This is a genomic window from Bacteroides sp. MSSM.1001136sp1_RTP21357st2_D2_RTP21359_211015 (assembly GCF_040913205.1).
GTDB classification, from domain to species: Bacteria; Bacteroidota; Bacteroidia; order Bacteroidales; family Bacteroidaceae; genus Bacteroides; species Bacteroides ovatus.
In genome coordinates this window covers 193,049-219,070 of sequence record NZ_JBDFVF010000005.1, presented here as the reverse complement: position 1 = coordinate 219,070, position 26,022 = coordinate 193,049, and the positions used below count along the sequence as shown (strand labels likewise).

Here is a 26,022-nt window from a genome sequence, read left to right as displayed (position 1 = left end):
GAAACTTTTGAAAATAGCCCTCTAATCTTATACCTAGAAAAGAAAATAATATGCACACCACATTTCGCCTATCGGTTTTTCTTTTGTTCATGGTACAGTTATTCTGTAGCTGTACATCTGACTCGCTGCCCGAACCGGACAGTACGCAGCCAGAGACGCCTGCCGGAATTCCCGATGCCTATCAGGATAAGATACGGACACAACCTTATCCCAAAGCAGATAATGAATTGTATCTGAATCCTGCTCCTCTTATTGTTCCTCAAGCCATGAAGACGGGCGAAAGACTGCAATTTTCCCTTTCACGTACTGAAGATTTCAGCAGTTCCGAAACGCTACTTTCCGAACCGCAGGAATGGTGTATGTATAATCTTCATCGTCGTTTGGAGGTCGGCACATGGTATTGGCGCTTTCGTTCCACCAACCTTAATGGAACTGCGCCCGGTGAATGGAGTTCTATTTATCGTTTCGAAGTAAAGAATGATACACCGGAATTTGTAACACCTCCTTTTCAGACATTCTTAGCAAATGCTCCCCGTCTGCATCCTCGTATTTACTGTTTTTTAGACGACCGTATCGGAGAGGCTCGTAACCGTGTCACTTCACACCCAGAATATGCAGAACTACAAAGTCGTGCTTCTCAGGCATTGAAAGCCGAATACACCGGAATGACTGATTTATATAGTCGTGCAGAAGAGCTCCGGCAACATGCCACTTATCTTTATCAGGCCTATCATCTAATTCAAAAAGAAATTTATGCCGAAAAGTTGCGTCAGCTTCTCGAAGCGTTGATTGTCGCTCCCCCTGCTGACGGACAACTTTTTGCATCCAACTTTACTGCCAGCAACATCGCATGGTGTCTTGTTGCAGCCTACGATCTGCTTTATAATAACTTGTCTGCTTCCGATCGTACTGCTTCCGAAGAACTGATGATGCGTGTGGCACGTTACTATTACAAGGTAAATTGCGGTTTTCAGGAAAACCATCTCTTTGATAATCATTTTTGGCAGCAGAATATGCGCATCCTCTTTCAAGTGGCTTTGTCGCTTTACGACAAATCGGCCTATTCTTCCGAAGTGCTGCCCATGATGGAGTATTATTATGAATTGTGGACAGCCCGAGCTCCTGCCTCCGGCTTCAATCGTGACGGTATATGGCATAATGGCACAGGCTATTTCAGTGCCAATATATTGACTTTGGCGTATATGCCGTCTCTTCTTTCATTCATCAGTCAGTACGATTATCTATTGCATCCGTGGTATCAGAATGTCGGACGCTCGCTGGTTTATACTTGTCCGCCGGGATCGAAAAGCAATGGCTTTGGTGACAATAGTGAAAAGGGTAGTGAACCCAACCGTCTGGTTGCCGCCTTTGCTGATTATCTGGCGTGTGAAACGGGTGATTCCTATGCCGGATGGTATGCCGGAGAATGTCGGGAGCTGTTGCGTCGGGATTATGAATTGCGTCTTTACCGGATGTGTACCGAGCAGGATTACAACACAGCTTTTCCTGCCGGGGCTGATAAAATGGTGTGGTATAAAGATGCCGGTGAAGTAGCCATGCACAGTGCACCGGAAGATGTAGAAAAAGATCTTGCACTCTCGTTCCGGTCCAGTACATTCGGATCCGGCAGTCACACTACTGCCAGCCAGAATGCCTTTAATCTGTTGTATAAGGGTGTCGATGTGTATCGCAGTACAGGCTATTATCAGAATTTTAGCGATGCTCACAATCTGATGTCCTATCGCCATACGAGAGCGCATAATTCACTGTTGGTAAACGGCATCGGGCAACCTTATTCTACCGAAGGTTATGGCAGTGTGATGCGTGCTATGGGCGGACAGCATATTAGTTACTGTTTGGGAGATGCTTCACATGCTTACAGAAGTATCAGCAATGACCCGATGTGGGTTGACTACTTCAAGCAGGCAGGTATTGAGCAGACGCCTGAAAATGGATTCGGTGCCACTCCGTTGACTAAATATCGTCGGCACGTGTTGATGCTTCATCCTCATACAGTAATAGTGTATGATGAATTGGAGGCATCGGAGGCTGTCCGCTGGGAGTGGCTGTTGCATAGTCCTACGGAATTTAAGATTGATGCGGTAAAGAAAACGTTGTCTACAGATAATAAGACCAAAGGATGGGTGGCTGTGACACAACTTTTTGGAGGACATGTTTTTACGCTGTCCCAAACGGATCGTTTTGTAGTGCCGCCCGCCATCACCGGAGCAGAGTATCCCAACCAGTGGCACTTGACTGCACGGGTTGACGGTTGTTCTGCCACCCGTTTCCTGGCTATTATTCAGGTAGGAGATGAGGCTGTTTCTATTGTTAACCGTGATGGTGATACCTTTAACGTAGGCGACTGGACGATCAAAGCGGTTTTGGATGCTTCTAAGGCTCCGGAGCTGACAGTGAGTCATCGCACCGAACAAGCAGTATTTAGTTATGGAACAGACAATCCTGCGTTGAATGGCAATTTTTACTCTCGACAATATACGGGTTCCTCGTTGCTTTACGACGAGATAGACGGAGCTTATCAGGTGGTAGAAATGACCGACCGGAGTCCTATATCTACCCGGGTAGTAAATCAATGATAAACAATGAAACATAGTGAATATAAATAACAAACAGAATATGATGAAAAGTAGAATTATTTGCATTTTGTTGCTTCTTGTCGGTGTATCCGGCATTTATGCCCAGAGTTTGACCGTTACCGGTAAGGTGGTGGACAACGAAGGCTTGGAAGTGATTGGAGGAAATGTGACCGTGAAAGGAAAACAAAACACGGGTACCATTACCGATATCAATGGTAAATACACCATTACCGTTAGTGATCCGCAGAAAGATGTCTTGGTTTTCTCTTTTATCGGACTGGAAAATATGGAAGTACCCGTAAAAGGAAGGAAACAGATTGATGTGACCATGAAGGCTGCGTCGGTATTGTTGGATGAGGTGGTAGCTATCGGTTATGCAACAGTAAAGCGTAAAGACCTGACCGGTTCCGTGGCTTCTGTGAGAAGCGACGATTTGCTCAAAGTTCCTTCGTCTGATGTAACCCAGGCTTTAGCGGGACGTATGGCAGGGGTACAGATTATACAGACAGACGGTCAGCCCGGTGCTACGATGTCAGTGCGTGTTCGTGGCGGTATATCAATTACGCAAAGCAACGAACCGCTTTATATTATCGACGGATTTCCGACGGAAGATGGTATGTCCAGCCTTGATCCTGCCGATATTGAAAGTATTGATGTGTTGAAAGATGCTTCGGCAACAGCAATTTACGGTGCCCGTGGAGCAAATGGCGTAGTGGTAATCACTACCAAAAGCGGTGCGAAAGGAGAAGGAAAAGCAACACTTACTTTCGATTCTTATGTAGGTGTGCGTACGCTTGCCAAGCGGTTGGATGTATTAAGTGTAGAGGAATTTGTGTTGGCGGATTATGAAAGAACATTAGGCGATGCTACTGATCCCGAGGAAAGTATGCGGTCATGGCAAAATCGTTACGGTGGTTTTGTCGATCTTCATGAGAACTATGGCAATCGTAAAGGTATCGATTGGCTGGATCGTACGATGGGACGCACTACCGTTACGCAAAATTACCGGGTAGGCGTCAACGGTGGTAATGATAAGTTGAACTACAATATGTCTTATGGTTACTTCAAGGATGAAGGTGCGATGGTATATAGCGGCAGCGACAAACATAATATTGCGCTTAGCGTGAAAAGCGAAGTGAATAAGCGGCTCTCCGTTACAGGACGTATCAACTTCGATTATCTGAAAGTGTATGGAGCTGGTGTTGCCGGAAATGGAACGAATGAAGGCGGAAGCAATGTAGATGCAAAGTTTAATAAAATGGTTCAGATTTTGCAATACCGTCCTACTATTGGTATACGTGGTAGTGATTCGGATTTGTTGGCAGGAGAAGATCCTGTATTAAGCGATGCGGATGGAAACGTGATGCAGAATCCATTGATTGCCGCCGCTGAAGAAAAGGATAATAAGGAAACACGCACTTTGCAAGCCAATGGCGGACTGACTTTCAAAATCATCAAAGGATTGACCTTCCGTAACAATACAGGTATGCGTTATCAACTTTATCGCCGGGAGCTTTTTTATGGCGACCAATCTATAATGGGAAGACGCAACGGTATTTACGGCTCTATCAGAAATACAGAGACCGGAAGTTTTCAGACCTCTAACGTCCTGACTTATGACAAACGTTTTCAGAAGAAGCATAAAGTAGTAGTGCAATTGGGACAGGAATTTGTAAAACGCTGGACTCGTGTGCTCGAATCCGGTGTCAGTGGGTTGCCTACCGATGAGTTCATTTTGGGAGATATGAGTCTGGGTACTCCGTCCGTTGCTTCGTCCGATGAAAACTATGATGATAATCTGCTCTCTTTCTTTGCTCGTCTCAATTATGACTTTACGGATAAGTACTTGTTTTCCGCAACTTTCCGTGCGGATGGGTCTTCTAAATTCGGAAAGAATAATAAATGGGGATACTTTCCTGCTGTATCGGCAGCATGGCGTGTAGGTGAAGAGGATTTTATAAAGAAACTGAATGTTTTTTCCGACTTGAAATTCCGTATCGGATACGGTTTGGCGGGTAACAACAGAATCGGTAGTTATAACAGCCTTGCTTTGATGTCTTCCATCATCACAGCTATGGGAGATCAGCTTACTCCCGGTTATGCTTCCAAGCAGATACCGAATCCCGATCTGAAGTGGGAAGCGAACAAGACTTTTAATATGGGGGTCGATTTAGGATTTCTGAATCAACGCATTACCATTTCACCCGAATTCTATATAAATAGGAGTAGTAACTTGCTGCTTAACGCCCAGTTGCCTTATTCTTCCGGTTATCAGAGTATGTTGATTAATGCCGGAGAAACGAAGAATGTAGGTGTGGAACTGACTGTGAATACTGTGAATTTCTCTACAAAGAAGTTTAGTTGGAACACTACACTGACGCTGTCGCACAATAAAAATTCCGTGAAAGCATTGACCGGTGAGGCGGTACAACTCTATGAAGCCAAGTTCGGCTTTAACCAAAATACCCATCGTATTGCTGTCGGAGAACCATTAGGACAGTTCTATGGTTACATCACCGAGGGGCTGTATCAGGTAGATGATTTCAATTATGATGCTTCTACGCAGACCTATACCCTGAAAGATGGTGTACCTTATCATGGTGATAAAGGTCAGATTCGTCCGGGCATGTGGAAGTTTAAGAACTTGACCGGAGATGATAATGTGATTGATGAAAATGATAAAACGGTCATTGGTAACGCTCAACCGAAATTCTACGGAGGCTTGAACAATTCTTTTACTTACAAAGGATTTGATTTAAGTATATTCCTGACTTTCAGCTATGGTAACGAAGTGTTGAATGCGACCAAACTGGTTACCAGTAAGGTGGGTAGCCTGAACTACAACGCATTGGACGTGATGAATAGCTCTAATCGCTGGATGACCATCAATTCGGATGGACAGAAAGTGACAGATCCCGGAGAACTGGCTGCTTTGAATGTTGGTAAAACCGTAGCCGCTTATCATGATGCTCAACAAGGAGATAACTATAGTCATTCATGGGCAGTGGAGGATGCTTCCTATTTGAAACTAAGTAATGTGACTTTGGGATATACATTCCCTAAAAATCTGATTGCAAGGGTGGGATTGAAAAACTTGCGTTTGTATGCCACTGGTAATAATCTGTTAACTTGGACCAAGTATTCAGGTTTCGATCCGGAAGTCTCTACGATGAAAAGCGGTTTGACACCGGGTGTTGACTTTGGAGCGTATCCGCTTAGCCGTTCTTTTATTTTTGGTCTCAACGTAGCATTTTAATTCTTTAAATACATAGTAATCATGAAAAAGATACATCTATTATATGTCGTATTCGCCTTGTTGGCAACAGGATTTTCCTCTTGCGAGGATTTGCTAACGGAAGAACCTAACTCAAAATATGACCGGGACCGCTATTTCGATTCGGAAGATAAAGCGGAAATGGCAGTGATGGGAATATATAGTTCATTGTCGGACTTTAATCATTACGGTTGGTACGAAATGGCTTCTCCCGCATCGGACGATACCTATTATACGGCTCGTACGCAGTCTGACAATCAGGTTCACGATATTGCACATTATCAGCTAAACTCCACGAACACATGGATTGAAAGTATCTGGAAACTGAAATATGAGGGAATCGACCGGGCTAACCTCACCATTGACGGAATCTGTGGCATGACAGGATACGCAGAAAATACCCGCCTGAAAGCATTGGAAGCAGAAGCTCGCTTTCTGCGTGCTTTCCTCGCATTTGATTTGGTGAGATATTGGGGAGATGTGCCTTTCAAAACATCTTATTCTTCATCCTACGAATCTGCTTTTGGTGAACGTGTGGACAGGGAAGTGATTTATGACGAGATTATATCTGACCTTACTTTCGCTAAGAACAATCTGGATTGGGCAACTGCTTCTTCCAGTCCCGAACGAGTGACGCAAGGAGCTGCCCGTGCATTGCTGATGCGTGTCTATTTGCAGCGTGCAGGATATAGCCTTCAGTCGAATGGACAGTTGAAACGTCCGGAGGACAGTAAGCGAATGGAATATTTCGATGCAGTGATAGAAGAGTGGGAGGCTTTTGAAAAGAAAGGGTACCATGATTTTTATGACGGTGGTTATGAGGCACTCTTTAAAAGCTACTCGCAGGGGGTACTGAATAATAAGGAGAGTCTTTGGGAGATTGCTTTCTATCATTCGCAAGGACGTCGTAATGGTGGAGCATGGGGGATTTATAACGGTCCGCAGGTGGCGGAACCTACCGGAGTTTCTGCATCTGAATCAAGTCAGTATATGGGACGTGCCAATGGTTTCTTTATAGTCGTTCCCGAATGGCGTAACTTCTTCGAAGCGAGCGATAAACGCCGTGATGTTGCTATTTGCACCTATCGTTATACCTGGAATGGTACTAAAAAAGAGCATGTAAAAGAAGAAAGAAGCGCAGGAAGCTGGTATGTGGGAAAATGGCGTCGGGAATGGATGCCGAAAGAGTCATGGAACAAGAATATCAATTATGCGGATGTGAACTATTGCCCTTTGCGTTATGCTGATGTGGTATTGATGGCTGCCGAAGCGTATAATGAAACAGGAACAGATAGACAAAAAGCATGGGATTTGCTGAATAGCGTACGTACACGTGCTGAAGCAACTTCTATTACAGAAGCGAATTATGATGAAATGATGAGCGTACGGAAAAAGACACATAACCTGACTTTCATCGACGACTCTACACCGGAAGGAAAGTTCCGTACAGCTCTTTACTGGGAACGTGGCTTTGAGCTGGCTTTTGAAGGACAACGCAAATATGATCTGATACGTTGGGGAGTACTGGGCAAGGCTCTGAAACTGTTTGGTGAGATCAGTTCCGTCAATCAGAAAGAGAACAAACCATATCCGGCTTACCGGAATTTTACGGAGGGTAAACATGAACTTTTCCCTATCCCTCTGAAAGAGATACAAAGTAATCCGAAACTCAATGGAATGAATAATAACGGGTATTAAGAAGACTCTCAATAGAATAGGCGACTGGAAAAATATACAAAAATAGTTTGCCAATTCAAAGAAAAGCCGTACTTTTGCAAGCCGATTATTATCACAAAATGATAAGAGATTAATTCATAGCAAGTTAGTATTCCTTTGTCCGGGGAAGACTAATGAGTGGTGAAGAAAATTTTTAGTAGTAACATTTAAAAAACAAAATTAGAGTGGATACTTTAAGTTACAAGACCATTTCTGCAAACAAAGCGACTGTAACCAAAGAATGGGTTATCGTTGACGCTACAGACCAGACTTTAGGTCGTCTGGGAGCAAAAGTTGCAAAATTGCTGAGAGGAAAGTACAAACCAAACTTTACTCCTCACGTAGACTGCGGTGATAACGTTATCATCATCAATGCAGACAAAGTAAAACTGACTGGTAACAAATGGAATGACAGAGTTTATTTGTCATATACTGGTTATCCTGGTGGTCAGAGAGAAATGACTCCTGCCCGTTTGATTACAAAACCGAACGGTGAAGAGAGATTACTGAAAAAAGTAGTGAAGGGCATGCTTCCTAAGAATATCCTGGGAGCTAAATTGCTGAATAACTTGTATGTTTACGCTGGTAGCGAACACAAACAGGCTGCTCAGAACCCGAAAATGATTGATATTAATTCATATAAATAAGATATAATGGAAGTAGTAAATGCATTAGGCAGACGTAAACGTGCTATTGCACGCATATTCGTAAGCGAAGGTACAGGAAAGATTACTATTAACAAGAGAGACCTTGCAGAGTACTTTCCATCAACTATTCTTCAGTATGTTGTAAAACAACCATTGAACAAACTGGGTGCTGCTGAGAAGTATGACATCAAGGTTAACTTGTGTGGTGGTGGTTTCACTGGTCAGTCTCAGGCATTGCGTTTGGCAATTGCTCGTGCACTGGTTAAGATGAACGCTGAAGATAAAGCCGCTCTTCGTGCAGAAGGCTTCATGACTCGTGACCCTCGTTCTGTTGAACGTAAGAAACCGGGACAGCCGAAAGCTCGTAGAAGATTCCAGTTCAGCAAGCGTTAATGTGCTGCCTGATAGAGGAATATGTTTAGTATCTAAACTACTGGGACTCTGTTCATAGACTACCCAGCGGTTGGTTTAGAAAAAACAAAAAAGAAAGTAAACGATTTAAAGAAAAAACAAGATGTCAAGAACAAATTTTGATACATTATTGGAGGCTGGTTGCCACTTCGGACACCTTAAGAGAAAGTGGAACCCTGCAATGGCTCCTTATATTTTCATGGAACGCAATGGTATTCATATCATTGACCTCCACAAAACAGTTGCAAAAGTAGACGAAGCTGCTGAAGCTTTGAAACAGATTGCCAAATCTGGCAAGAAAGTTCTTTTTGTTGCTACTAAAAAACAAGCTAAACAAGTTGTAGCTGAGAAAGCTCAATCTGTTAATATGCCTTATGTAATCGAGCGTTGGCCGGGTGGTATGTTGACTAACTTCCCGACTATCCGTAAGGCTGTGAAGAAAATGGCTACTATCGATAAATTGACTAACGATGGTACATATTCTAACCTCTCTAAGAGAGAAGTTCTTCAGATTTCTCGTCAACGTGCAAAATTGGACAAGACTTTGGGATCTATCGCTGATCTGACTCGTCTGCCGTCTGCATTGTTCGTAATCGACGTAATGAAAGAAAATATCGCAGTTCGCGAAGCTAACCGTTTGGGTATCCCTGTATTTGGTATCGTTGATACTAACTCTGATCCTTCAAACGTGGATTTCGTAATTCCTGCTAATGATGACGCTACTAAATCAATAGAAGTTATCCTGGATGCTTGTTGCGCTGCAATGATCGAAGGTTTGGAAGAAAGAAAAGCTGAAAAGATCGACATGGAAGCAGCTGGTGAAGCTCCTGCTAACAAAGGCAAGAAGAAATCAGTAAAAGCTAGACTCGACAAGTCTGACGAAGAAGCTATCAACGCAGCTAAAGCTGCTGCTTTCATCAAGGAAGACGAAGAGGCTTAATATATAAAATGTGCCAATTTGCTAATGTGCAAGGGTATTGTTATACACTTGCATCTTGATTGGCAGATTGGCACATTTTTTGTTTCGAAAATTATTATTCATTTAAATAAAGGAAATTATTATGGCTGTAACTATGGCTGATATTACCAAGCTGCGCAAAATGACCGGAGCTGGTATGATGGATTGCAAGAATGCATTAACAGAGGCTGATGGCGATTACGACAAGGCAATGGAGATTATCCGTAAGAAAGGACAAGCTGTTGCTGCTAAGCGTTCTGAACGTGAGGCTTCTGAAGGTTGCGTTTTGGCTAAGACTACTGGTGACTATGCCGTTGTCATTGCTTTGAAGTGCGAAACTGACTTCGTAGCTCAGAATGCTGACTTTGTGAAACTGACTCAGGATATTCTTGATCTTGCTGTGGCTAACAAATGCAAGACATTGGACGAAGTAAAAGCATTGCCGATGGGTAACGGTACTGTACAGGATGCAGTGACTGACCGTAGCGGTATCACAGGTGAGAAAATGGAACTTGATGGTTACATGACTGTAGAAGGCGCAAGCACTGCTGTTTACAACCACATGAACAGAAATGGTCTTTGTACGATTGTTGCTTTTAACAAGAACGTTGACGAGCAGTTGGCTAAGCAAGTAGCTATGCAGATTGCTGCTATGAATCCGATCGCTATTGATGAGGATGGTGTTTCTGAAGAAGTGAAGCAAAAAGAAATCGAAGTAGCTATCGAAAAGACAAAGGCTGAACAGGTGCAGAAGGCTGTAGAAGCTGCTCTGAAGAAGGCTAACATCAACCCGGCTCATGTAGACAGCGAAGATCACATGGAAAGCAATATGGCTAAAGGTTGGATTACAGCTGAAGATGTAGCGAAAGCAAAAGAAATCATTGCTACTGTTTCTGCTGAAAAGGCTGCACATTTGCCTGAACAAATGATTCAGAACATCGCTAAGGGTCGTCTGGCTAAGTTCTTGAAAGAAGTTTGCCTGCTGAACCAGGAAGATATCATGGACGCTAAGAAGACTGTAAGAGAAGTGTTGGCTGCTGCTGATCCTGAACTGAAGATTGTTGACTTCAAGCGTTTCACTTTGAAAGCTGAATAATCTGATTCAAATCTTGTTAAGTACTACTTACAAAGTCAGATTTATTATATGTAAAATTTGGGAAAAGGGTTCGGTATTGCACCGGACTCTTTTTTCTTTAAGGCATATCTTAGGATAGGGACTACTTCAATGCTTTATCTATTTGCTTCATCAGCGTATCTATGGCTCCATCTTCATAGCCGGTAGTAGCTGATATTACTTTTCCTTCTTTGTTTATTAAATAACTTCTGGGAATCATTTTGGTGGCAAATTTACCTGTAACTTCCCGTTTGGGATCCGGGTAGAGGGGAAATGTAAACCTTTTTCTTTTATTGTATTCCGCTAATTGGTCGTCTGTATGCTCGCGACCGATCACTAACATACAGAAATCCTTGTTGTTTTTATATTTAGGCCAGAGTATTTTCTGAACTTCAGCCAGTTCGCTTTGGCAAGGGCCGCACCAGGTAGCGAAAATATTGATTAATACAACTTTCCCTTTTAGATCTGCAGAGTTTATGGTGCCGTTTGCTGTTGAATGAAGGGTGAAGGCAGGTATATTGTCACCTACCTTTACAATATCCGCATCACTTTCTTGTGCGAATGACAACAGTGAGAATAGTGTTGCCGCACAGAATAATATTACTTTTCTCATTTCTTGTATTATTTAATTTAACCTCCTATACCTTTGGTTTTAGTATATCCTTCTTTGATGAGTAGATCTATGATCTTGGTCTTGAAATCTCCTTGTACCATTATCTCTCCGTCTTTAGCTGAACCGCCTACTCCACATTTGCTTTTCAGTAACTTGCCTAGCTCTTTCAAATCATTATCCGTACCCACAAATCCGGTAATTAATGTTACCACTTTACCACCCCGGTTCTTTTTGTCAATGGAAACTCGCAGGTTTTGCTTGTCTTTGTCGAGGGTAACCTGTTCTTCATCGTTATCCATTTCATAACCGAAGTCAGGATTCGTGGAGTACACAACGTTCAATCTATCTTTCCAATCATTATTTTTCATACTTGTCATTTTTAATCCTTTTCAAAAGTATTAAACTTATCGAAAAGAGCAAAATTTGAGTCTCTTTTCATCGTTTTGTTTAATCTCTATTAAGGTTTTCTGTTATAGGGTTGTCAGTCTCAAAAAATAATGTACTTTTGCAAAATACCAAATTTTGTAAGAAGTATGAGCACTTATATACGAAAAGAGGCGGATAAAGTGCCGGAGCCTACCTTGCGCAGACTTCCCTGGTATCTGTCCAATATAAAACTAATGAAAGATAAAGGGGAGCAGTATGTCTCTTCTACACAAATCTCTAAGGAAATAAATATTGACGCTTCCCAAATCGCCAAGGATTTGTCATACGTCAATATCTCGGGGCGTACGAGAGTGGGATACAATATTGATGCGCTGATTGAGGTGTTAGAGAGTTTTCTTGGATTTACCAATATGCACAAAGCCTTCTTGTTTGGTGTAGGTAGCCTGGGGGCTGCTTTGCTTCGGGATTCTGGTTTGCATCATTTCGGACTGGAGATTGTGGCTGCTTTTGATGTGAATCCGGAACTGGTGGGAAAAGACCTGAATGGTATTCCTATTTATCATTCCGATGACTTTGAAGCAAAGATGAAAGAATACGATGTAAATATCGGTGTATTGACCGTACCTATTAATATTGCTCAGGAAATTACAGATAAGATGGTAGACGGAGGTATAAAAGCCGTATGGAACTTTACTCCTTTCCGAATCCGTGTACCCGAGAATATAGTGGTGCAGAATACGTCTCTATATGCTCATTTGGCTGTTATGTTTAACCGATTGAATTTTAACGAGAAATAATGAAGATTATTGCAGTAGGAATGAACTACGCCCAGCATAACAAAGAACTGGGACATACACAAGTAAATACGGAGCCGGTGATTTTTATGAAGCCTGATTCTGCTATTCTGAAGGATGGCAAACCGTTTTTCATTCCCGACTTTTCTAAAGAGATACATTATGAAACGGAGCTGGTGGTTCGTATTAATCGATTGGGGAAAAATATAGCTCCCCGCTTTGCTAACCGTTATTATGATGCAGTGACTGTAGGGATCGACTTTACGGCTCGTGACCTTCAGCGAAAGTTCCGTGAGCAGGGTAATCCCTGGGAGCTTTGCAAAGGTTTTGATTCGTCGGCTGCTATTGGAACTTTTGTTCCGGTGGAGCACTATAAGGATATTCAGAATCTTGACTTTCATTTGTTGATCGACGGTAAGGAAGTGCAGCGCGGTTGTACGGCAGATATGCTTTTCAAGATAGATGATATAATCGCTTATGTAAGCCAGTTTGTAACTTTGAAAATTGGTGACTTGCTCTTTACTGGGACTCCTGTGGGTGTAGGTCCTGTTAGTATCGGACAGCGTTTGCAAGGTTATCTGGAGGGAGAAAAACTGCTGGATTTCTATATTCGTTGATCTTTTTTTATTCATTAGTACTCATTTGTTATATAAAATATGAAGATAAGAGTAGGCTTTGGTTTCGACGTACATCAGTTGGTCGAAGGTCGTGAGTTATGGCTGGGTGGCATTCTTTTGGAACACACAAAAGGATTGCTGGGGCATTCGGATGCTGATGTATTATTGCATGCTGTTTGCGATGCTCTGTTGGGGGCGGCGAATATGCGTGATATTGGCTATCATTTCCCCGATACGGCAGGAGAATTTAAGAATATAGATAGCAAGATACTGCTGAAAAAAACAGTGGAGTTGATTGCTACCAAAGGATATAAAGTGGGCAATATCGATGCAACTATTTGTGCCGAACGCCCGAAGTTAAAAGCGCACATTCCTTTAATGCAGGAGACGATGGCAACTGTTATGGGGATTGATATGGATGATATTTCCATTAAGGCGACTACTACCGAGAAACTCGGTTTTACAGGTCGTGAAGAAGGTATATCAGCTTATGCTACTGTGCTGATAGAGAAGATTTCTTAACCCCCTAAAACAAATAATTATGATTCGTCTTTTTAAAATTTACTTAACACTTGCCTTCTTATTGGTAACGACTTTTTGTATGGCTCAGAAGAGTGAACTGAAATTTAGCAAAGATGGTAAATTCAAGATTGTGCAATTTACCGATGTGCATTTTAAATATGGAAATCGGGCTTCAGATATAGCTCTGGAACGTATTAATCAGGTGCTTGATGACGAACGTCCGGATTTGGTGATATTTACCGGTGATGTTGTTTATTCTGCTCCGGCGGATTCCGGAATGTTGCAGGTACTGGAACCGGTAGTTAAACGTAAACTACCTTTTGTGGTCACTTTTGGTAACCATGACAATGAACAGGGAATGACACGGGAACAGTTATATGATATCATCCGTCAAGTTCCCGGCAATTTATTGCCTGATCGCGGAACAGTTTTATCGCCGGATTATGTATTGACAGTGAAATCGTCTTCCAATCTAAAGAAGGATGCTGCTTTGCTATATTGCATGGATTCTCACTCTTATTCTCCTTTGAAAGATGTGAAGGGGTATGCATGGCTTACATTCGACCAGATAAATTGGTATCGTCAACAGAGTGCGGCTTATAAAGTGCAAAACGGCGGACAGCCTCTGCCGGCTCTTGCTTTTTTCCATATTCCTCTTCCTGAATACAATGAAGCTGCCCGTAGCGAAAATGCAATTCTTCGTGGAACTCGTATGGAGGAAGCCTGTGCGCCTAAATTGAATACAGGAATGTTTGCAGCGATGAAAGAAGCTGGTGATGTGATGGGTATGTTTGTAGGACACGACCACGATAATGACTATGCAGTGATGTGGAAAGATATCCTTCTGGCTTATGGACGCTTTACCGGTGGAAATACGGAATATAACCATTTGCCGAATGGTGCGCGTATCATCGTATTGGATGAGGGTGCCCGTACATTCACATCTTGGATTCGTCAGAAAGACGGTGTGGTGGATAAAATCTCTTATCCGGCAAGTTTTGTCAAAGACGATTGGACTAAACGTTGAGGCTTGCGAACTTCACATGGCTAAGGCGCGTGTATTTTGAACCATAGCTTTCGTATCGGCGCGATACTTTCGCCGATGCAACGTAGATAATATCTCCCAGTCGGTATTCATGTTCTATCCCGGATAGAGTGCATGAAACCGCACTGGGATTTTTTGATGGAATACTCATGGTGACTAAATTTCCACTGGCATCGGTCAAAGTCAGTACCTGCTTGACAAAAAACTGTGGGGTAGTGCCGTTCACTCTTGTTTTGTACGGATCGTCTTCCAATCTTACCCGGGTGACTTTTAATTTTAAGTCTGTCAGCTTTTCTCCTAATTCTCCCAGATAACGGCTGGATGAACGCTTCTCCCTCGATTTTCTTATCATTATATCCAGGTGTATGGAATGATAAGCTTGTGCTATTTTGACGAAACGTTCCTGTTTCGGTATTTTGGGAATGAATTTGTATGCTACCCAACTTAGGTAGGCGGGATCTATTTTGAGGATTTCATGTAGAAAATGTCCCCGGTATTTTCCGAAGAAGATAAGATCGTCACCGTTACTCTGCATTCTTTTCTCATTGTAATCTACCAGGATGATGCAACGCTTCGAATAATAAAACATCGTGCTGGCCATCCGCAGGGATTCGTTGATGTCTGGTGACAGGTCATGTATATAAAGAATGGATTGCTTTTCGGGCAGGGGAGAGTACAGCCAAAGGGAATAATTTGGTTTCCCCGGTCGGGGCAACACCACCAGGTAGACTCCTACCTCTTTAAAAGAGGCTCTGCCTCGGTTGTACTCATTCAATTTGGCATACAATAAGGCTTGCTCGTTTTCGGAAATGCCCGGTAATCTGGGGTTAGCCATAATTGTTCTCGCTTTTGGTATATTTCAAATATAAGGATTTTCTTTCAGAAAAGCAACTTTTCTCTTTGAAATCTCGTACATTTGTATCCATGTAAATTTTCAAAATTCGAATGGAAGAACGAAATAAGAGAGTATTGGTAGGTATGAGTGGTGGCATAGACAGCACCGCTACTTGCTTGATGCTGCAGGAACAAGGATACGAGATTGTAGGGGTTACCATGCGCGTATGGGGAGATGAACCACAGGATGCCAGGGAGTTGGCTGAACGGATGGGGATCGAACATTATGTAGCAGATGAACGTATTCCTTTTAAAGAAACCATCGTAAAAAACTTCATAGACGAATATAAGCAGGGGCGTACACCGAATCCGTGCGTGATGTGTAATCCGTTGTTTAAGTTCCGTGTTTTGACGGAGTGGGCGGATAAGTTGAATTGTGCATGGGTGGCTACCGGACATTATTCACGATTGGAAGAGAAAAACGGAAATATTTATATAGTAGCCGGAGACGATGATAAGAAAGACCAGTCGTATTTTCTCTGGAGATTGGGGCAGGATGTGCTGAAACGTTGTATTTTCCCATTGGGAGATTATACGAAGGTGAAGGTTCGTGAGTATCTTGCAGAGAAAGGATATGAAGCAAAGTCGAAAGAAGGAGAAAGTATGGAAGTCTGCTTTATCAAGGGGGATTACCGTGATTTTCTTCGTGAGCAGTGCCCCGAACTGGATAGTGAAATTGGACCGGGATGGTTTGTTAACTCTGAAGGAGTGAAGCTTGGGAAGCATAAAGGAGCACCTTATTATACGATTGGCCAACGAAAAGGATTGGAGATCGCTTTAGGAAAGCCTGCCTATGTGTTGAAAATCAATCCGCAGAAAAATACGGTGATGCTTGGAAATGCCGACCAGCTGGAAACTGAATACATGTTGGCGGAGCAGGATAAAATGGTGGATGAACGGGAATTGTTCGGATGTGAGAATCTGACGGTACGGATTCGTTATCGCAGTCGTCCGATTCCTTGCCGGGTGAAAAGATTGGAAGACGGACGTTTGTTGATACATTTCCTTGAAATAGCTTCGGCCATTGCTCCCGGACAATCAGCTGTGTTTTATGATGGAAAACGGGTGCTGGGAGGAGCTTTCATTGCTTCCCAAAGAGGAATCGGGCTGGTGATTATGGAAAATGAAGAATTATGATTGATTAAAATAGAAAGATAACTTATGAAGAAGTTTATAGTATTGATTCTCGCTTTAAATATGTATTTGGGTGTGTTTGCCCAGTTTACTCCGGGAGATACCTTAAAATATCGAATTAGTCTGAAAGACAAAGCGGCTACGGACTATTCCTTGCAAAAACCGGAAAAGTATTTGTCTAAGAAATCTATCGAGCGGAGAAAAAAACAGGGATTGCCTATTGATTCTACCGATTTACCGGTTTGCAGGAAATATGTAGATGCCATACGGAAAACAGGTGTTCATGTACTTGTGACCGGAAAATGGGATAATTTCGTCACTGTTTCTTGTAATGACAGTATGTTAATCAGCGAAATAGCTCAACTGCCTTTTGTACGTTCTACAGAAAGAGTGTGGAAAGGTATCACGCAAAGAGCATTTCAAAGAGACTCATTGATAAATAAACCGTTGCGCACCGATAGCCTTTACGGTCCTGCAATCACGCAAGCGGCTATGAGCCGCGTCGATCTCCTGCATGATGCAGGTTTTAAGGGAGAGGGAATGACCATTGCCGTGATTGATGCCGGCTTCCATAATGTGGATAAGATTGATGCCATGAAAAATATCCGTATCCTCGGTGTGCGTGACTTTGTGAATCCGGAGGCAGATATTTATGCAGAAAGCAGTCATGGAATGTCTGTATTGTCCTGTATGGCAATGAACCAGCCGCATGTGATGATTGGCACTGCTCCTGAAGCTTCTTATTGGTTGCTGCGTAGTGAAGACGAATATTCGGAAAATTTGGTAGAGCAGGATTATTGGGCGGCAGCTATCGAGTTTGCCGATAGTGTAGGAGTGGATTTAGTGAATACATCGCTTGGTTACTACTCATTTGACGATCCTGCGAAGAATTATAGATACCGTGACTTGAATGGTCATTATGCGCTGATGTCCCGTGAAGCTGCGAAGGCTGCCGATAAAGGAATGGTAGTTGTTTGCAGTGCCGGAAATTCGGGCGCGGGTTCGTGGAAGAAGATTACTCCTCCGGGAGATGCGGAGAATATCATAACTGTAGGAGCTGTAACAAAAAGAGGAGAACTGGCGCCGTTTTCTTCTGTAGGAAATACGGCTGACGGACGTGTGAAGCCCGACGTAGTGGCTGTCGGTTTAAATTCAGATGTGATGGGAACGGATGGAAATCTTCGTCGCGCCAATGGAACCTCTTTTGCTTCTCCGATTATGTGCGGTATGGTAGCTTGCTTGTGGCAGGCTTGTCCGAAGCTGACAGCAAAGCAGATTATTGATTTGGTGCGTCAGTCAGGTGACAGAGCTGATTTCCCGGATAATATATATGGATATGGTATTCCTGATTTGTGGAAGGCTTACCTCCAGTCTTCTTCCACAGAAAGGAAATAAGTGTCCTTGCTAACTAATTATCTATTGTAAAACACGGAATTTGTAGTTGCTTTCAAGTTACTCTTATTTAAAAAAAGTGTGTGACCTGTTCCTGATTTATTATATAAACGAATGATGCTCAATAATATGTATAAGTCCAAGCAATCAGAATCTCCCTCTTTGGAAGAGGGTGGGGAGAGGCTTTCTCTTTTAGAACTGAATGCACTCGTGCGCCGTAGTCTGGAGCAATGCCTGCCCGATGAATATTGGATACAGGCAGAGTTGAGCGATGTCCGTTCCAATACGACAGGGCATTGTTATCTGGAATTCGTGCAGAAAGATCCTCGCAGCAACAATCTCGTAGCCAAGGCACGCGGTATGATTTGGAATAATATCTACCGCTTGTTGAAACCTTATTTTGAGGAAACCACAGGGCAGCTATTTACTTCCGGCATTAAGGTGTTGGTGAAAGTAACAGTTCAGTTTCATGAGCTATACGGTTATAGTCTGACGGTACTTGATATTGATCCTGCTTATACATTGGGAGATATGGCTCGTCGCCGTCGGGAAATATTATTGCAGTTGGAAGAGGAGGGAGTGTTGACGCTGAATAAAGAGCTTGAGATACCGATTCTTCCCCAGCGTATTGCTGTCATTTCTTCGGCTACTGCGGCCGGATATGGAGATTTCTGTCATCAGTTGCAGCACAATTCGGGCGGGTTCTTTTTCTATACGGAGCTTTTTCCGGCTTTAATGCAGGGAAATCAGGTGGAGGAATCCGTGTTGGCTGCTTTGGATCGTATTAATGCCCGCATCAATGAATTTGACGTAGTAGTCATCATTCGTGGCGGTGGAGCTACTTCCGATTTGTCCGGCTTTGATACTTATCTATTGGCAGCTGCATGTGCGCAATTTCCATTACCTATTATTACCGGTATTGGGCATGAACGCGATGATACAGTGCTTGATTCCGTGGCTCATACCCGGGTGAAAACTCCTACGGCTGCTGCCGAACTCCTGATTCACCAGGTAGCGGAAGTCGCGGAGCATCTGGAAGAATTATCTATGCGGATTCAACAGGGAGCTTATATGCTTCTTGATCTGGAACGACGAAGGTTGGAAACTCTCCAAACCCGTATTCCCAATCTTGTTCATCGCAAACTTGCGGACGCCCGTTTTTCTTTGCTGGCAGCAAAGAAAGATTTGTCACAGGTGACGAAAGCATTGGTGGCCCGTCAATCTCACCGGTTGGAACTTTTGCAACAACGAATAGCGGACGCTTCTCCGGATAAACTTTTGAGTCGGGGATATAGTATTACAATAAAGGATGGGAAAGCGGTGACGGATGCTTCTTTACTGAAACCGGGAGAGCATTTGATAACCCGGCTATCGAAAGGAGAAGTTCGATCGGTAGTAGAAAAGTAGCTATCCGTCAAACGTGTATTTGTAAAAACATTCATTATTAACCATTAAATATCAATCATCGTGGCAGTAAAAAAAGAAACATATTCCCAAGCAATGGAACGTCTTGAAAAGATCGTTCGCCAGATAGATAATAACGAACTGGATATCGACATTTTGAGTGAGAAAATAAAAGAAGCCAATGAAATTATAGCCTTTTGCAAGGATAAACTAACAAAAGCCGATCGGGAAGTCGAAAAATTATTGCAAGAAAAGAGGCAATCTGAAGAATAAAAGTTATTTTTGCGTTTCAATGCAATGGAAAATAAACTAATACATAACAATATGAAAGAAATAGACTGGGCGAATCTGTCGTTCGGATACATGAAGACAGATTACAATGTGAGAATCAACTTCCATAATGGTGCATGGGGAGAATTAGAGGTCAGTAGTGATGAACACCTCAATTTGCACATGGCGGCAACCTGTTTACACTATGGTCAGGAAGCTTTTGAAGGACTGAAAGCATTCCGTGGAAAAGATGGCAAAGTTCGTATTTTCCGTTTGGAAGAAAATGCTGCCCGTTTGCAATCTACTTGCCAGGGAATTCTGATGGCAGAACTTCCGACAGAACGGTTCAAAGAAGCAATCCTGAAAGTGGTGAAGTTGAATGAACGTTTTATCCCTCCTTATGAAACCGGTGCTTCTCTTTACATTCGTCCGCTGTTGATCGGAACAAGTGCCCAGGTAGGCGTGCATCCTGCAGAAGAGTATATGTTTGTAGTATTCGTAACTCCGGTAGGACCGTACTTCAAAGGTGGTTTCTCTACCAATCCGTACGTTATCATTCGTGAGTTTGACCGTGCCGCTCCTCATGGAACAGGTATTTATAAAGTGGGTGGCAACTATGCAGCCAGTCTTCGTGCTAACAAGAAGGCACATGATCTGGGCTATTCCTGCGAGTTCTACCTTGATGCAAAAGAAAAGAAATATATTGATGAATGTGGTGCTGCCAACTTCTTCGGTATTAAGGATAATACTTATATCACTCCGAAATCATCTTCTATCTTACCTTCTATTACCAATAAGAGCTTGATGCAGTTGGCAGAAGACATGGGTATCAAAGTGGAACGCCGTCCGATACCGGAAGAAGAACTGGAAACATTTGAAGAAGCTGGTGCTTGTGGTACTGCCGCAGTAATCAGCCCGATTCAGCGTATCGATGATTTGGAAAATGGAAAATCTTATGTGATTTCTAAAGACGGCAAGCCGGGACCTATCTGTACGAAATTGTACAATAAGTTGCGTGGAATCCAGTATGGCGACGAACCGGATACACATGGTTGGGTGACGATTGTAGAGTAATTGTATATTATGAAATAACACATTTATCAATTAATATTATTCACTATGTTAAAACTAAACTCAGAACTACGTGCGCAGGCGCGTGAGGCACTTCGAGGAAAGTGGCCTATGGCAGCCGTTGCTGCACTTATTTATTCAGCAATTGCCGGTGGATTATCTGCTATTCCTGTGATTGGCGGATTATGTTCATTGTTTGTTGGACTTCCGGTTGCATACGGCTTTACTATTGTAATGCTTGGCGTATGTAGAGGCAAAGACATTGATTTTGGTGTTTTGTTCGAAGGCTTTCAGGATTATGGACGTATTTTTGTAACTATGTTGCTTCAGGCTGTCTATACAATTTTGTGGTCACTGTTGCTGGTTATACCGGGTATCATTAAGTCTTATTCTTATGCAATGACATCTTTTATCTTGAAAGATGAACCGGAAATGAAAAACAATGCAGCTATTGAGAAAAGTATGGCTATGATGGAAGGGAACAAGATGAAGCTGTTCATGCTTGATTTAAGTTTCATTGGCTGGGCTATCCTTTGTATTTTCACTTTGGGTATTGGACTTCTTTTCCTGCAACCGTATGTTGCTATTTCGCGTGCTGCTTTCTATGAAGATTTGAAAGCACAACAAGGCGGAAGTGTAGAGGTAAACGTTGAAGTGAATGTTGAGATTTGATAAGACTCATTCAGTACTATAGAAGAATGGAGCATAGAGAAATCTGTGCTCCATTTCTTTTTGTCGGTTGCTTCAAAATCAGTACCTTTGCAACCTAATCAGGATTGATATGGGAAAGAATAAATTAGAAAAGTTTGCCGATATGGCGAGTTATCCGCACGTGTTCGAATATCCTTATTCGGCGGTAGATAACATGCCTTTTGACATGAAAGGGAAATGGCACAAGGAGTTTTTTAAAAACGATCATCCGATTGTGCTCGAGTTGGGTTGCGGACGTGGTGAGTATACTGTTGGCCTGGGTAAGATGTTTCCCGAAAAGAACTTTATAGCAGTGGATATAAAAGGCGCCCGTATGTGGACGGGAGCAACGGAGTCATTACAGGCCGGAATGAAGAATGTCGCTTTCCTGCGTACCAATATTGAAATCATCGAGCGTTTTTTTGCTGAAGGCGAAGTGAGTGAAATATGGCTTACCTTCTCTGACCCGCAAATGAAGAAAGCAACCAAGCGACTGACTTCTACCTATTTTATGGAAAGGTATCGCAAATTTTTGCAACCGAATGGTATTATCCACCTGAAAACGGACAGCAACTTTATGTTTACCTATACAAAATACATGATTGAGGCGAACAAACTTCCGGTTGAGTTTATGACTGAAGATTTATATCATTCTGATCTGGTAGATAATATTCTCGGTATTAAAACCTATTATGAACAACAGTGGCTGGATCGTGGTTTAGATATAAAGTATATCAAATTCCGGCTTCCGCAGGAAGGTAAACTGCAAGAGCCGGATGTAGAAATAGAGCTTGATCCCTATCGTAGCTACAACCGCAGCAAGCGTAGCGGTCTAAGCACAAGCAAATAGCTTGCCGGGACAATCACCCTAAAGTGAACCGGCAGCCATCTGAATAGTGACTTTAAATAGTAATTTGTAAATCGTCAAATAGTAAATAAAATGACTCTCTATCCTAAATTGATATTGGATGCATTGGCAACGGTGCGTTATCCCGGTACGGGAAAGAATTTGGTGGAAGCGGAGATGGTTGCCGATAATCTCCGTATTGATGGTATGACTGTCAGCTTTTCATTGATCTTTGAGAAACCGACTGATCCGTTTATGAAATCAATGTTGAAAGCTGCGGAAACAGCTATTCATACGTATGTCTCTCCTGATGTGCAGGTAACAATCACAGCAGAGAGTAAGCAAGCCGCTCGTCCGGAAGTTGGCAAGCTCCTTCCACAAGTGAAGAATATAGTCGGTATATCTTCCGGTAAAGGTGGAGTAGGTAAGTCTACGGTGTCTGCGAACTTGGCAGTTGCTTTGGCTAAATTAGGCTATAAGGTTGGCTTGCTCGATGCTGATATTTTCGGTCCTTCCATGCCTAAGATGTTTCAGGTGGAGGATGCACGCCCCTATGCTGAACGTATAGATGGTCGTGACATGATTATTCCGGTAGAGAAGTATGGCGTGAAATTATTGTCTATCGGTTTCTTTGTCGATCCGGATCAGGCAACTTTGTGGCGTGGCGGAATGGCAAGTAATGCGTTGAAACAGTTGATAGCTGATGCAGCCTGGGGAGATTTGGATTATTTCCTGATAGACCTTCCTCCCGGAACCAGTGACATTCATTTGACGGTTGTTCAAACATTAGCCATGACAGGAGCGATTGTTGTCAGCACTCCGCAAGCGGTTGCTTTGGCAGATGCCCGTAAGGGAATCAATATGTTCACCAACGATAAGGTAAATGTACCTATTCTCGGTTTGGTTGAGAATATGGCTTGGTTTACTCCCGCTGAACTACCCGAGAATAAATACTATATCTTTGGTAAAGAAGGTGCCAAGAAACTGGCTGAAGAAATGAATGTTCCTTTGTTGGGGCAGATTCCTATCGTGCAAAGCATCTGTGAAGGAGGAGATAATGGTACTCCCGTTGCATTGGATGAAGACTCCGTGACCGGACGCGCTTTCTTATCCCTGGCTGCCAGTGTTGTTCGTCAGGTAGATCGCCGGAATGTAGAGATGGCTCCGACTCAAATCGTGGAAATGCATAAATAAATGGAATCTGGAGTTGGATAGCTTTGCAGTAAGTTATCCATAGGATATAGAGCGAGCCTCTGTAGTCTTTTCAAAGACTATGGAGGCTCGTTTATTTATTAGGATCATATAGAATCCGTTGTTGGCGGATTCTCTTCTACAAAATAGTGACGCTATCCAATATAAATAGTGACGGTATATGACAACGATACCGTCACTATCCTAAGCATATACCGTCACTATCCTAAGCATATACCGTCACTATTTTTTCTATATCAATCAGGGGTCTTGCATTTATTTATGGCGTATATCAACAACGATTTCTGCTTGATCTATTTTTTACGTTTGAATTATTTATTCAAAGCTTTCATGAGTTCTTTTTTCATGGTGTCTACTCCGGGAAATCCAGTTTGTTTGAAGGTGATATTACCCTCCGGATCAACAACAAAATAAGTGGGAACTCCTCGGATATTGAAGTTGGACATTAGAAAGCTCCATTGCTCATTTGTCACACGGAAATGCTCACCATGAATATCGGTAATCATGTTTTCCCAGGTACCTTTGGGGGAAGTTTCGCCTGTGATGTAGAGGTAGATAATATCCTTGTCTTTTAATTCCTCTTTCATTGGAGTGATGGCTTTATTAGCTGTGCGACAAGGGCCACACCATGTTGCCCAAAAATCAACTAACAGTGTGTGTCCCCGGAATTTAGAGATAATGGATGGGAATAAATCTTCATTGGAGACTTGTCCAGTCTCGTTAACAGTGAAGCCTGTCTTTCTTTTGTTTAATTCTATCTTTTTTATTATCTCTTTGTTAACTTGAGTAAGCATCTCTGCATATACCGGGGAAGAAAAAGTCTTTAATTCAACATTCTGTTCTGCTGTTAACGGGGTAAAATCCTTAATGGATTGATATAGCTTATTAAATTTAATGTTATCGAATAGAGGTCCCTGTCCCGTTCTTAGTGTCTCTTTAAGTACATCTAAAGAATTCGGCAGAAAGTTTATTAAATATATCGTTGACGCGTAATATTTGCCGTATAAAGCTTTAAGAGTGTTGATAGAACTGAATTCCTTCAGTATGTCATAGTAGCCTTTAGGAGTATCGATGCGGGTATTATAAAAATAATCATCAGTCTGCTCTCTATTCAGTTTGTTAACAGCAATATGTGCTGATTTTAGTTCTCTCTCCGTCATGGCGATTTTGCCGGTCGCATCCAGGTCTACCAGGATATTTAATAGCTCTTTGCACGCATTGCTGTATGGGGATTGCGCAATTTCTTTTCGAACGGATGGAAGGCGCTCAAGTACATAAGCTTTATATTCATCTGCACTTTTCCCGACAATGTCATTGTACATATCCATGTAATAAACGCTTTTTAATACAATATCTATATCTACTGAAGCTAATTCTTGTTGTAGGCTAGCCAGATAACCATTGAAGTATACAGGCTCTCCATACGTTTTATCTTTTCTTTGTAGATGTGCTTGTCTGCGGCAAAGTTCCTTTGTATTTATAATGAGTGATGTCTCTTCATTGGGAGCTATCAGACATTCAATCCAACCAAAAGGAAATTCCAATGCTACGCTTGTGACAGATGCAACCTTTACTTCCGCCAGGAAAGTGCCGTCCTCCTTGATTTTTATGATATTCTGTTCGTTGTGGATATTCAGTGCAGGACTTTCTATGTGCATCTTCACTTGCTTTATCATCTCTTTTTGATAGTCTAGTATTTTTCCTTTAAGGGTGGCAGTTCCATAGACTAACTTAGGAGTCGGCAATATCGCTTTCTTATTTATTTTGTGCACGACTGCTTCTTTGGGAAGTTTCTGTTTATAGAATGCGTCCTTATCCAGTTGTATGCCCCATATCTTATATGCTCCGTCAAAATCTCCTTCCGAGAAGTCCAGACTGGTTACATTTTCGGGTATGGGAGGAAATTGTAATTGGAATTCCGCTTCTCCTGATTCCGGCATCCAGAACTCTTTATCTAATGTGATTCCAACTCCTCTTCGAATGGGATAAAGCATTCCATTGTTGTCTTTCAGGAAACTGCCCGTAGCTATTTTTATCCAATATTTAGGATGATAGAAAGCCTTTATATACACTGTTGTCACTGTATCACTCATGACAATTTTATCGACCTCAATACTATTGGAACTCCATGCAAGAAAAGGAGGACGCTCGATCACTCTGTCTTTGGCTTGTATGGTGCAGGTTATGCAGAATATCAAACCGATAATCCATACGAATCTTTTCATGTGAATAATGTTTTATTACACGAACAAATATAAGGATCTTTTTATAACTATCCTTGTAAAAAACTAAAAAAGAAATGATTTTTTTGTACTGGAGAAGGATATATCCGGCTCCGGGGAGAAAGGTGTTTCCCACCGATGAACGCCCCGTTCCTCACCGATGAGGAAAGGGGGCGGCACCGGAGAGAGAA

General features: G+C 42.4%; 23 protein-coding genes. 19 read left to right on the top strand and 4 right to left on the bottom strand.

Annotated features, from left to right (window positions below; translation table 11 throughout):
• The first annotated feature begins 50 nt into the window (after positions 1-50).
• The 7 genes from AB5217_RS05820 to tsf all read left to right on the top strand — a co-directional run bounded on the left by AB5217_RS05820 (position 51) and on the right by tsf (position 10,699).
• A complete protein-coding gene (locus tag AB5217_RS05820) occupies positions 51-2,597 on the top strand; it encodes a DUF4962 domain-containing protein (RefSeq protein ID WP_032844081.1) in 2,547 nt (848 codons plus the stop codon).
• A 40-nt stretch (positions 2,598-2,637) separates the two neighbouring features.
• The gene (locus AB5217_RS05815; RefSeq protein WP_368112856.1) at positions 2,638-5,853 is read left to right on the top strand and encodes a SusC/RagA family TonB-linked outer membrane protein; all 3,216 of its coding nucleotides are present in this window, start codon (positions 2,638-2,640) and stop codon (positions 5,851-5,853) included.
• A gap of 21 nt (positions 5,854-5,874) precedes the next feature.
• Entirely contained in the window at positions 5,875-7,569 is a 1,695-nt protein-coding gene (locus tag AB5217_RS05810; protein ID WP_032844079.1) for a RagB/SusD family nutrient uptake outer membrane protein, read from the top strand.
• Between the two features lie 203 nt (positions 7,570-7,772).
• On the top strand, positions 7,773-8,234 hold the full coding sequence (gene rplM / locus AB5217_RS05805) for a 50S ribosomal protein L13 (RefSeq protein ID WP_004297202.1): 462 nt from the start codon (positions 7,773-7,775) through the stop codon (positions 8,232-8,234).
• A gap of 6 nt (positions 8,235-8,240) precedes the next feature.
• Positions 8,241-8,627: a 30S ribosomal protein S9 gene (gene rpsI, locus AB5217_RS05800; RefSeq protein WP_004297203.1), complete on the top strand. Its 387-nt coding sequence runs from the start codon at positions 8,241-8,243 to the stop codon at positions 8,625-8,627.
• A 121-nt stretch (positions 8,628-8,748) separates the two neighbouring features.
• A complete protein-coding gene (gene rpsB / locus AB5217_RS05795) occupies positions 8,749-9,585 on the top strand; it encodes a 30S ribosomal protein S2 (RefSeq protein WP_004305566.1) in 837 nt (278 codons plus the stop codon).
• 121 nt (positions 9,586-9,706) lie between these two features.
• A complete protein-coding gene (tsf, locus tag AB5217_RS05790) occupies positions 9,707-10,699 on the top strand; it encodes a translation elongation factor Ts (RefSeq protein WP_004305564.1) in 993 nt (330 codons plus the stop codon).
• A 121-nt stretch (positions 10,700-10,820) separates the two neighbouring features.
• Here the strand turns inward: tsf and AB5217_RS05785 are convergent, their stop codons facing one another.
• Positions 10,821-11,330, bottom strand: a complete 510-nt coding sequence (locus AB5217_RS05785) for a TlpA family protein disulfide reductase (RefSeq protein ID WP_004324696.1) — start codon at positions 11,328-11,330, stop codon at positions 10,821-10,823.
• Positions 11,331-11,347: 17 nt separating this feature from the next.
• The gene (locus AB5217_RS05780) at positions 11,348-11,698 is read right to left on the bottom strand and encodes a translation initiation factor (RefSeq protein ID WP_004305562.1); all 351 of its coding nucleotides are present in this window, start codon (positions 11,696-11,698) and stop codon (positions 11,348-11,350) included.
• 165 nt (positions 11,699-11,863) lie between these two features.
• Between AB5217_RS05780 and AB5217_RS05775 the strand changes: the two genes are divergently transcribed.
• From AB5217_RS05775 to AB5217_RS05760, 4 genes are read left to right on the top strand one after another with little or no spacing between them, the layout of a single operon-like run.
• On the top strand, positions 11,864-12,514 hold the full coding sequence (locus AB5217_RS05775; RefSeq protein ID WP_004324697.1) for a redox-sensing transcriptional repressor Rex: 651 nt from the start codon (positions 11,864-11,866) through the stop codon (positions 12,512-12,514).
• Complete coding sequence (locus AB5217_RS05770) at positions 12,514-13,128, top strand: fumarylacetoacetate hydrolase family protein (protein ID WP_004297209.1); 615 nt, start codon at positions 12,514-12,516, stop codon at positions 13,126-13,128. Before AB5217_RS05775 ends, AB5217_RS05770 begins: the two co-directional genes overlap by 1 nt.
• A 39-nt stretch (positions 13,129-13,167) precedes the next feature.
• Positions 13,168-13,650 carry a 2-C-methyl-D-erythritol 2,4-cyclodiphosphate synthase gene (gene ispF / locus AB5217_RS05765; protein ID WP_004297210.1) on the top strand — a complete coding sequence of 161 codons (483 nt, stop codon included), beginning with the start codon at positions 13,168-13,170 and terminating at the stop codon, positions 13,648-13,650.
• 19 nt (positions 13,651-13,669) lie between these two features.
• Complete coding sequence (locus tag AB5217_RS05760; RefSeq protein WP_004297211.1) at positions 13,670-14,677, top strand: metallophosphoesterase family protein; 1,008 nt, start codon at positions 13,670-13,672, stop codon at positions 14,675-14,677.
• Here the strand turns inward: AB5217_RS05760 and AB5217_RS05755 are convergent.
• Positions 14,667-15,530, bottom strand: coding sequence for a hypothetical protein (locus AB5217_RS05755; protein ID WP_004297212.1), 864 nt, complete (start codon positions 15,528-15,530; stop codon positions 14,667-14,669). The genes AB5217_RS05760 and AB5217_RS05755 overlap by 11 nt on opposite strands.
• A gap of 110 nt (positions 15,531-15,640) precedes the next feature.
• Here AB5217_RS05755 and mnmA point away from each other — a divergent pair, with 110 nt between their 5' ends.
• The 8 genes from mnmA to AB5217_RS05715 all read left to right on the top strand — a co-directional run bounded on the left by mnmA (position 15,641) and on the right by AB5217_RS05715 (position 23,591).
• Positions 15,641-16,726, top strand: a complete 1,086-nt coding sequence (gene mnmA, locus AB5217_RS05750) for a tRNA 2-thiouridine(34) synthase MnmA (RefSeq protein WP_004305546.1) — start codon at positions 15,641-15,643, stop codon at positions 16,724-16,726.
• Positions 16,727-16,750: 24 nt separating this feature from the next.
• Entirely contained in the window at positions 16,751-18,118 is a 1,368-nt protein-coding gene (locus tag AB5217_RS05745) for a S8 family peptidase (RefSeq protein ID WP_004324699.1), read from the top strand.
• Between the two features lie 114 nt (positions 18,119-18,232).
• Positions 18,233-19,522, top strand: coding sequence for an exodeoxyribonuclease VII large subunit (xseA, locus tag AB5217_RS05740; protein WP_004324700.1), 1,290 nt, complete (start codon positions 18,233-18,235; stop codon positions 19,520-19,522).
• Positions 19,523-19,582: 60 nt separating this feature from the next.
• Positions 19,583-19,792, top strand: a complete 210-nt coding sequence (xseB, locus tag AB5217_RS05735; protein ID WP_004324701.1) for an exodeoxyribonuclease VII small subunit — start codon at positions 19,583-19,585, stop codon at positions 19,790-19,792.
• 24 nt (positions 19,793-19,816) lie between these two features.
• Positions 19,817-20,863 carry a branched-chain amino acid aminotransferase gene (locus AB5217_RS05730; RefSeq protein ID WP_080598049.1) on the top strand — a complete coding sequence of 349 codons (1,047 nt, stop codon included), beginning with the start codon at positions 19,817-19,819 and terminating at the stop codon, positions 20,861-20,863.
• Between the two features lie 45 nt (positions 20,864-20,908).
• Positions 20,909-21,532: a DUF975 family protein gene (locus AB5217_RS05725; protein ID WP_004297218.1), complete on the top strand. Its 624-nt coding sequence runs from the start codon at positions 20,909-20,911 to the stop codon at positions 21,530-21,532.
• A 109-nt stretch (positions 21,533-21,641) separates the two neighbouring features.
• Positions 21,642-22,400: a tRNA (guanosine(46)-N7)-methyltransferase TrmB gene (trmB, locus tag AB5217_RS05720; protein WP_004324703.1), complete on the top strand. Its 759-nt coding sequence runs from the start codon at positions 21,642-21,644 to the stop codon at positions 22,398-22,400.
• Positions 22,401-22,490: 90 nt separating this feature from the next.
• On the top strand, positions 22,491-23,591 hold the full coding sequence (locus AB5217_RS05715; RefSeq protein ID WP_004297220.1) for an Mrp/NBP35 family ATP-binding protein: 1,101 nt from the start codon (positions 22,491-22,493) through the stop codon (positions 23,589-23,591).
• 329 nt (positions 23,592-23,920) lie between these two features.
• Here AB5217_RS05715 and AB5217_RS05710 read toward each other — a convergent pair whose 3' ends face one another.
• Positions 23,921-25,834 (bottom strand): TlpA family protein disulfide reductase, encoded by a 1,914-nt coding sequence (locus AB5217_RS05710; protein ID WP_004324704.1) that lies wholly within the window; start codon positions 25,832-25,834, stop codon positions 23,921-23,923.
• Positions 25,835-26,022: the final 188 nt, after the last annotated feature.

Coding starts and splice junctions, on each gene's coding strand:
- AB5217_RS05820 (WP_032844081.1), top strand. CDS start 51: ATGCACACCACATTTCGCCTATCGGTTTTTCTTTTGTTCATGGTACAG.
- AB5217_RS05815 (WP_368112856.1), top strand. CDS start 2,638: ATGATGAAAAGTAGAATTATTTGCATTTTGTTGCTTCTTGTCGGTGTA.
- AB5217_RS05810 (WP_032844079.1), top strand. CDS start 5,875: ATGAAAAAGATACATCTATTATATGTCGTATTCGCCTTGTTGGCAACA.
- rpsI (WP_004297203.1), top strand. CDS start 8,241: ATGGAAGTAGTAAATGCATTAGGCAGACGTAAACGTGCTATTGCACGC.
- rpsB (WP_004305566.1), top strand. CDS start 8,749: ATGTCAAGAACAAATTTTGATACATTATTGGAGGCTGGTTGCCACTTC.
- tsf (WP_004305564.1), top strand. CDS start 9,707: ATGGCTGTAACTATGGCTGATATTACCAAGCTGCGCAAAATGACCGGA.
- AB5217_RS05785 (WP_004324696.1), bottom strand. CDS start 11,330: ATGAGAAAAGTAATATTATTCTGTGCGGCAACACTATTCTCACTGTTG.
- AB5217_RS05780 (WP_004305562.1), bottom strand. CDS start 11,698: ATGAAAAATAATGATTGGAAAGATAGATTGAACGTTGTGTACTCCACG.
- AB5217_RS05775 (WP_004324697.1), top strand. CDS start 11,864: ATGAGCACTTATATACGAAAAGAGGCGGATAAAGTGCCGGAGCCTACC.
- AB5217_RS05770 (WP_004297209.1), top strand. CDS start 12,514: ATGAAGATTATTGCAGTAGGAATGAACTACGCCCAGCATAACAAAGAA.
- ispF (WP_004297210.1), top strand. CDS start 13,168: ATGAAGATAAGAGTAGGCTTTGGTTTCGACGTACATCAGTTGGTCGAA.
- AB5217_RS05760 (WP_004297211.1), top strand. CDS start 13,670: ATGATTCGTCTTTTTAAAATTTACTTAACACTTGCCTTCTTATTGGTA.
- AB5217_RS05755 (WP_004297212.1), bottom strand. CDS start 15,530: ATGGCTAACCCCAGATTACCGGGCATTTCCGAAAACGAGCAAGCCTTA.
- mnmA (WP_004305546.1), top strand. CDS start 15,641: ATGGAAGAACGAAATAAGAGAGTATTGGTAGGTATGAGTGGTGGCATA.
- AB5217_RS05745 (WP_004324699.1), top strand. CDS start 16,751: ATGAAGAAGTTTATAGTATTGATTCTCGCTTTAAATATGTATTTGGGT.
- xseA (WP_004324700.1), top strand. CDS start 18,233: ATGCTCAATAATATGTATAAGTCCAAGCAATCAGAATCTCCCTCTTTG.
- AB5217_RS05730 (WP_080598049.1), top strand. CDS start 19,817: ATGGAAAATAAACTAATACATAACAATATGAAAGAAATAGACTGGGCG.
- AB5217_RS05725 (WP_004297218.1), top strand. CDS start 20,909: ATGTTAAAACTAAACTCAGAACTACGTGCGCAGGCGCGTGAGGCACTT.
- trmB (WP_004324703.1), top strand. CDS start 21,642: ATGGGAAAGAATAAATTAGAAAAGTTTGCCGATATGGCGAGTTATCCG.
- AB5217_RS05715 (WP_004297220.1), top strand. CDS start 22,491: ATGACTCTCTATCCTAAATTGATATTGGATGCATTGGCAACGGTGCGT.
- AB5217_RS05710 (WP_004324704.1), bottom strand. CDS start 25,834: ATGAAAAGATTCGTATGGATTATCGGTTTGATATTCTGCATAACCTGC.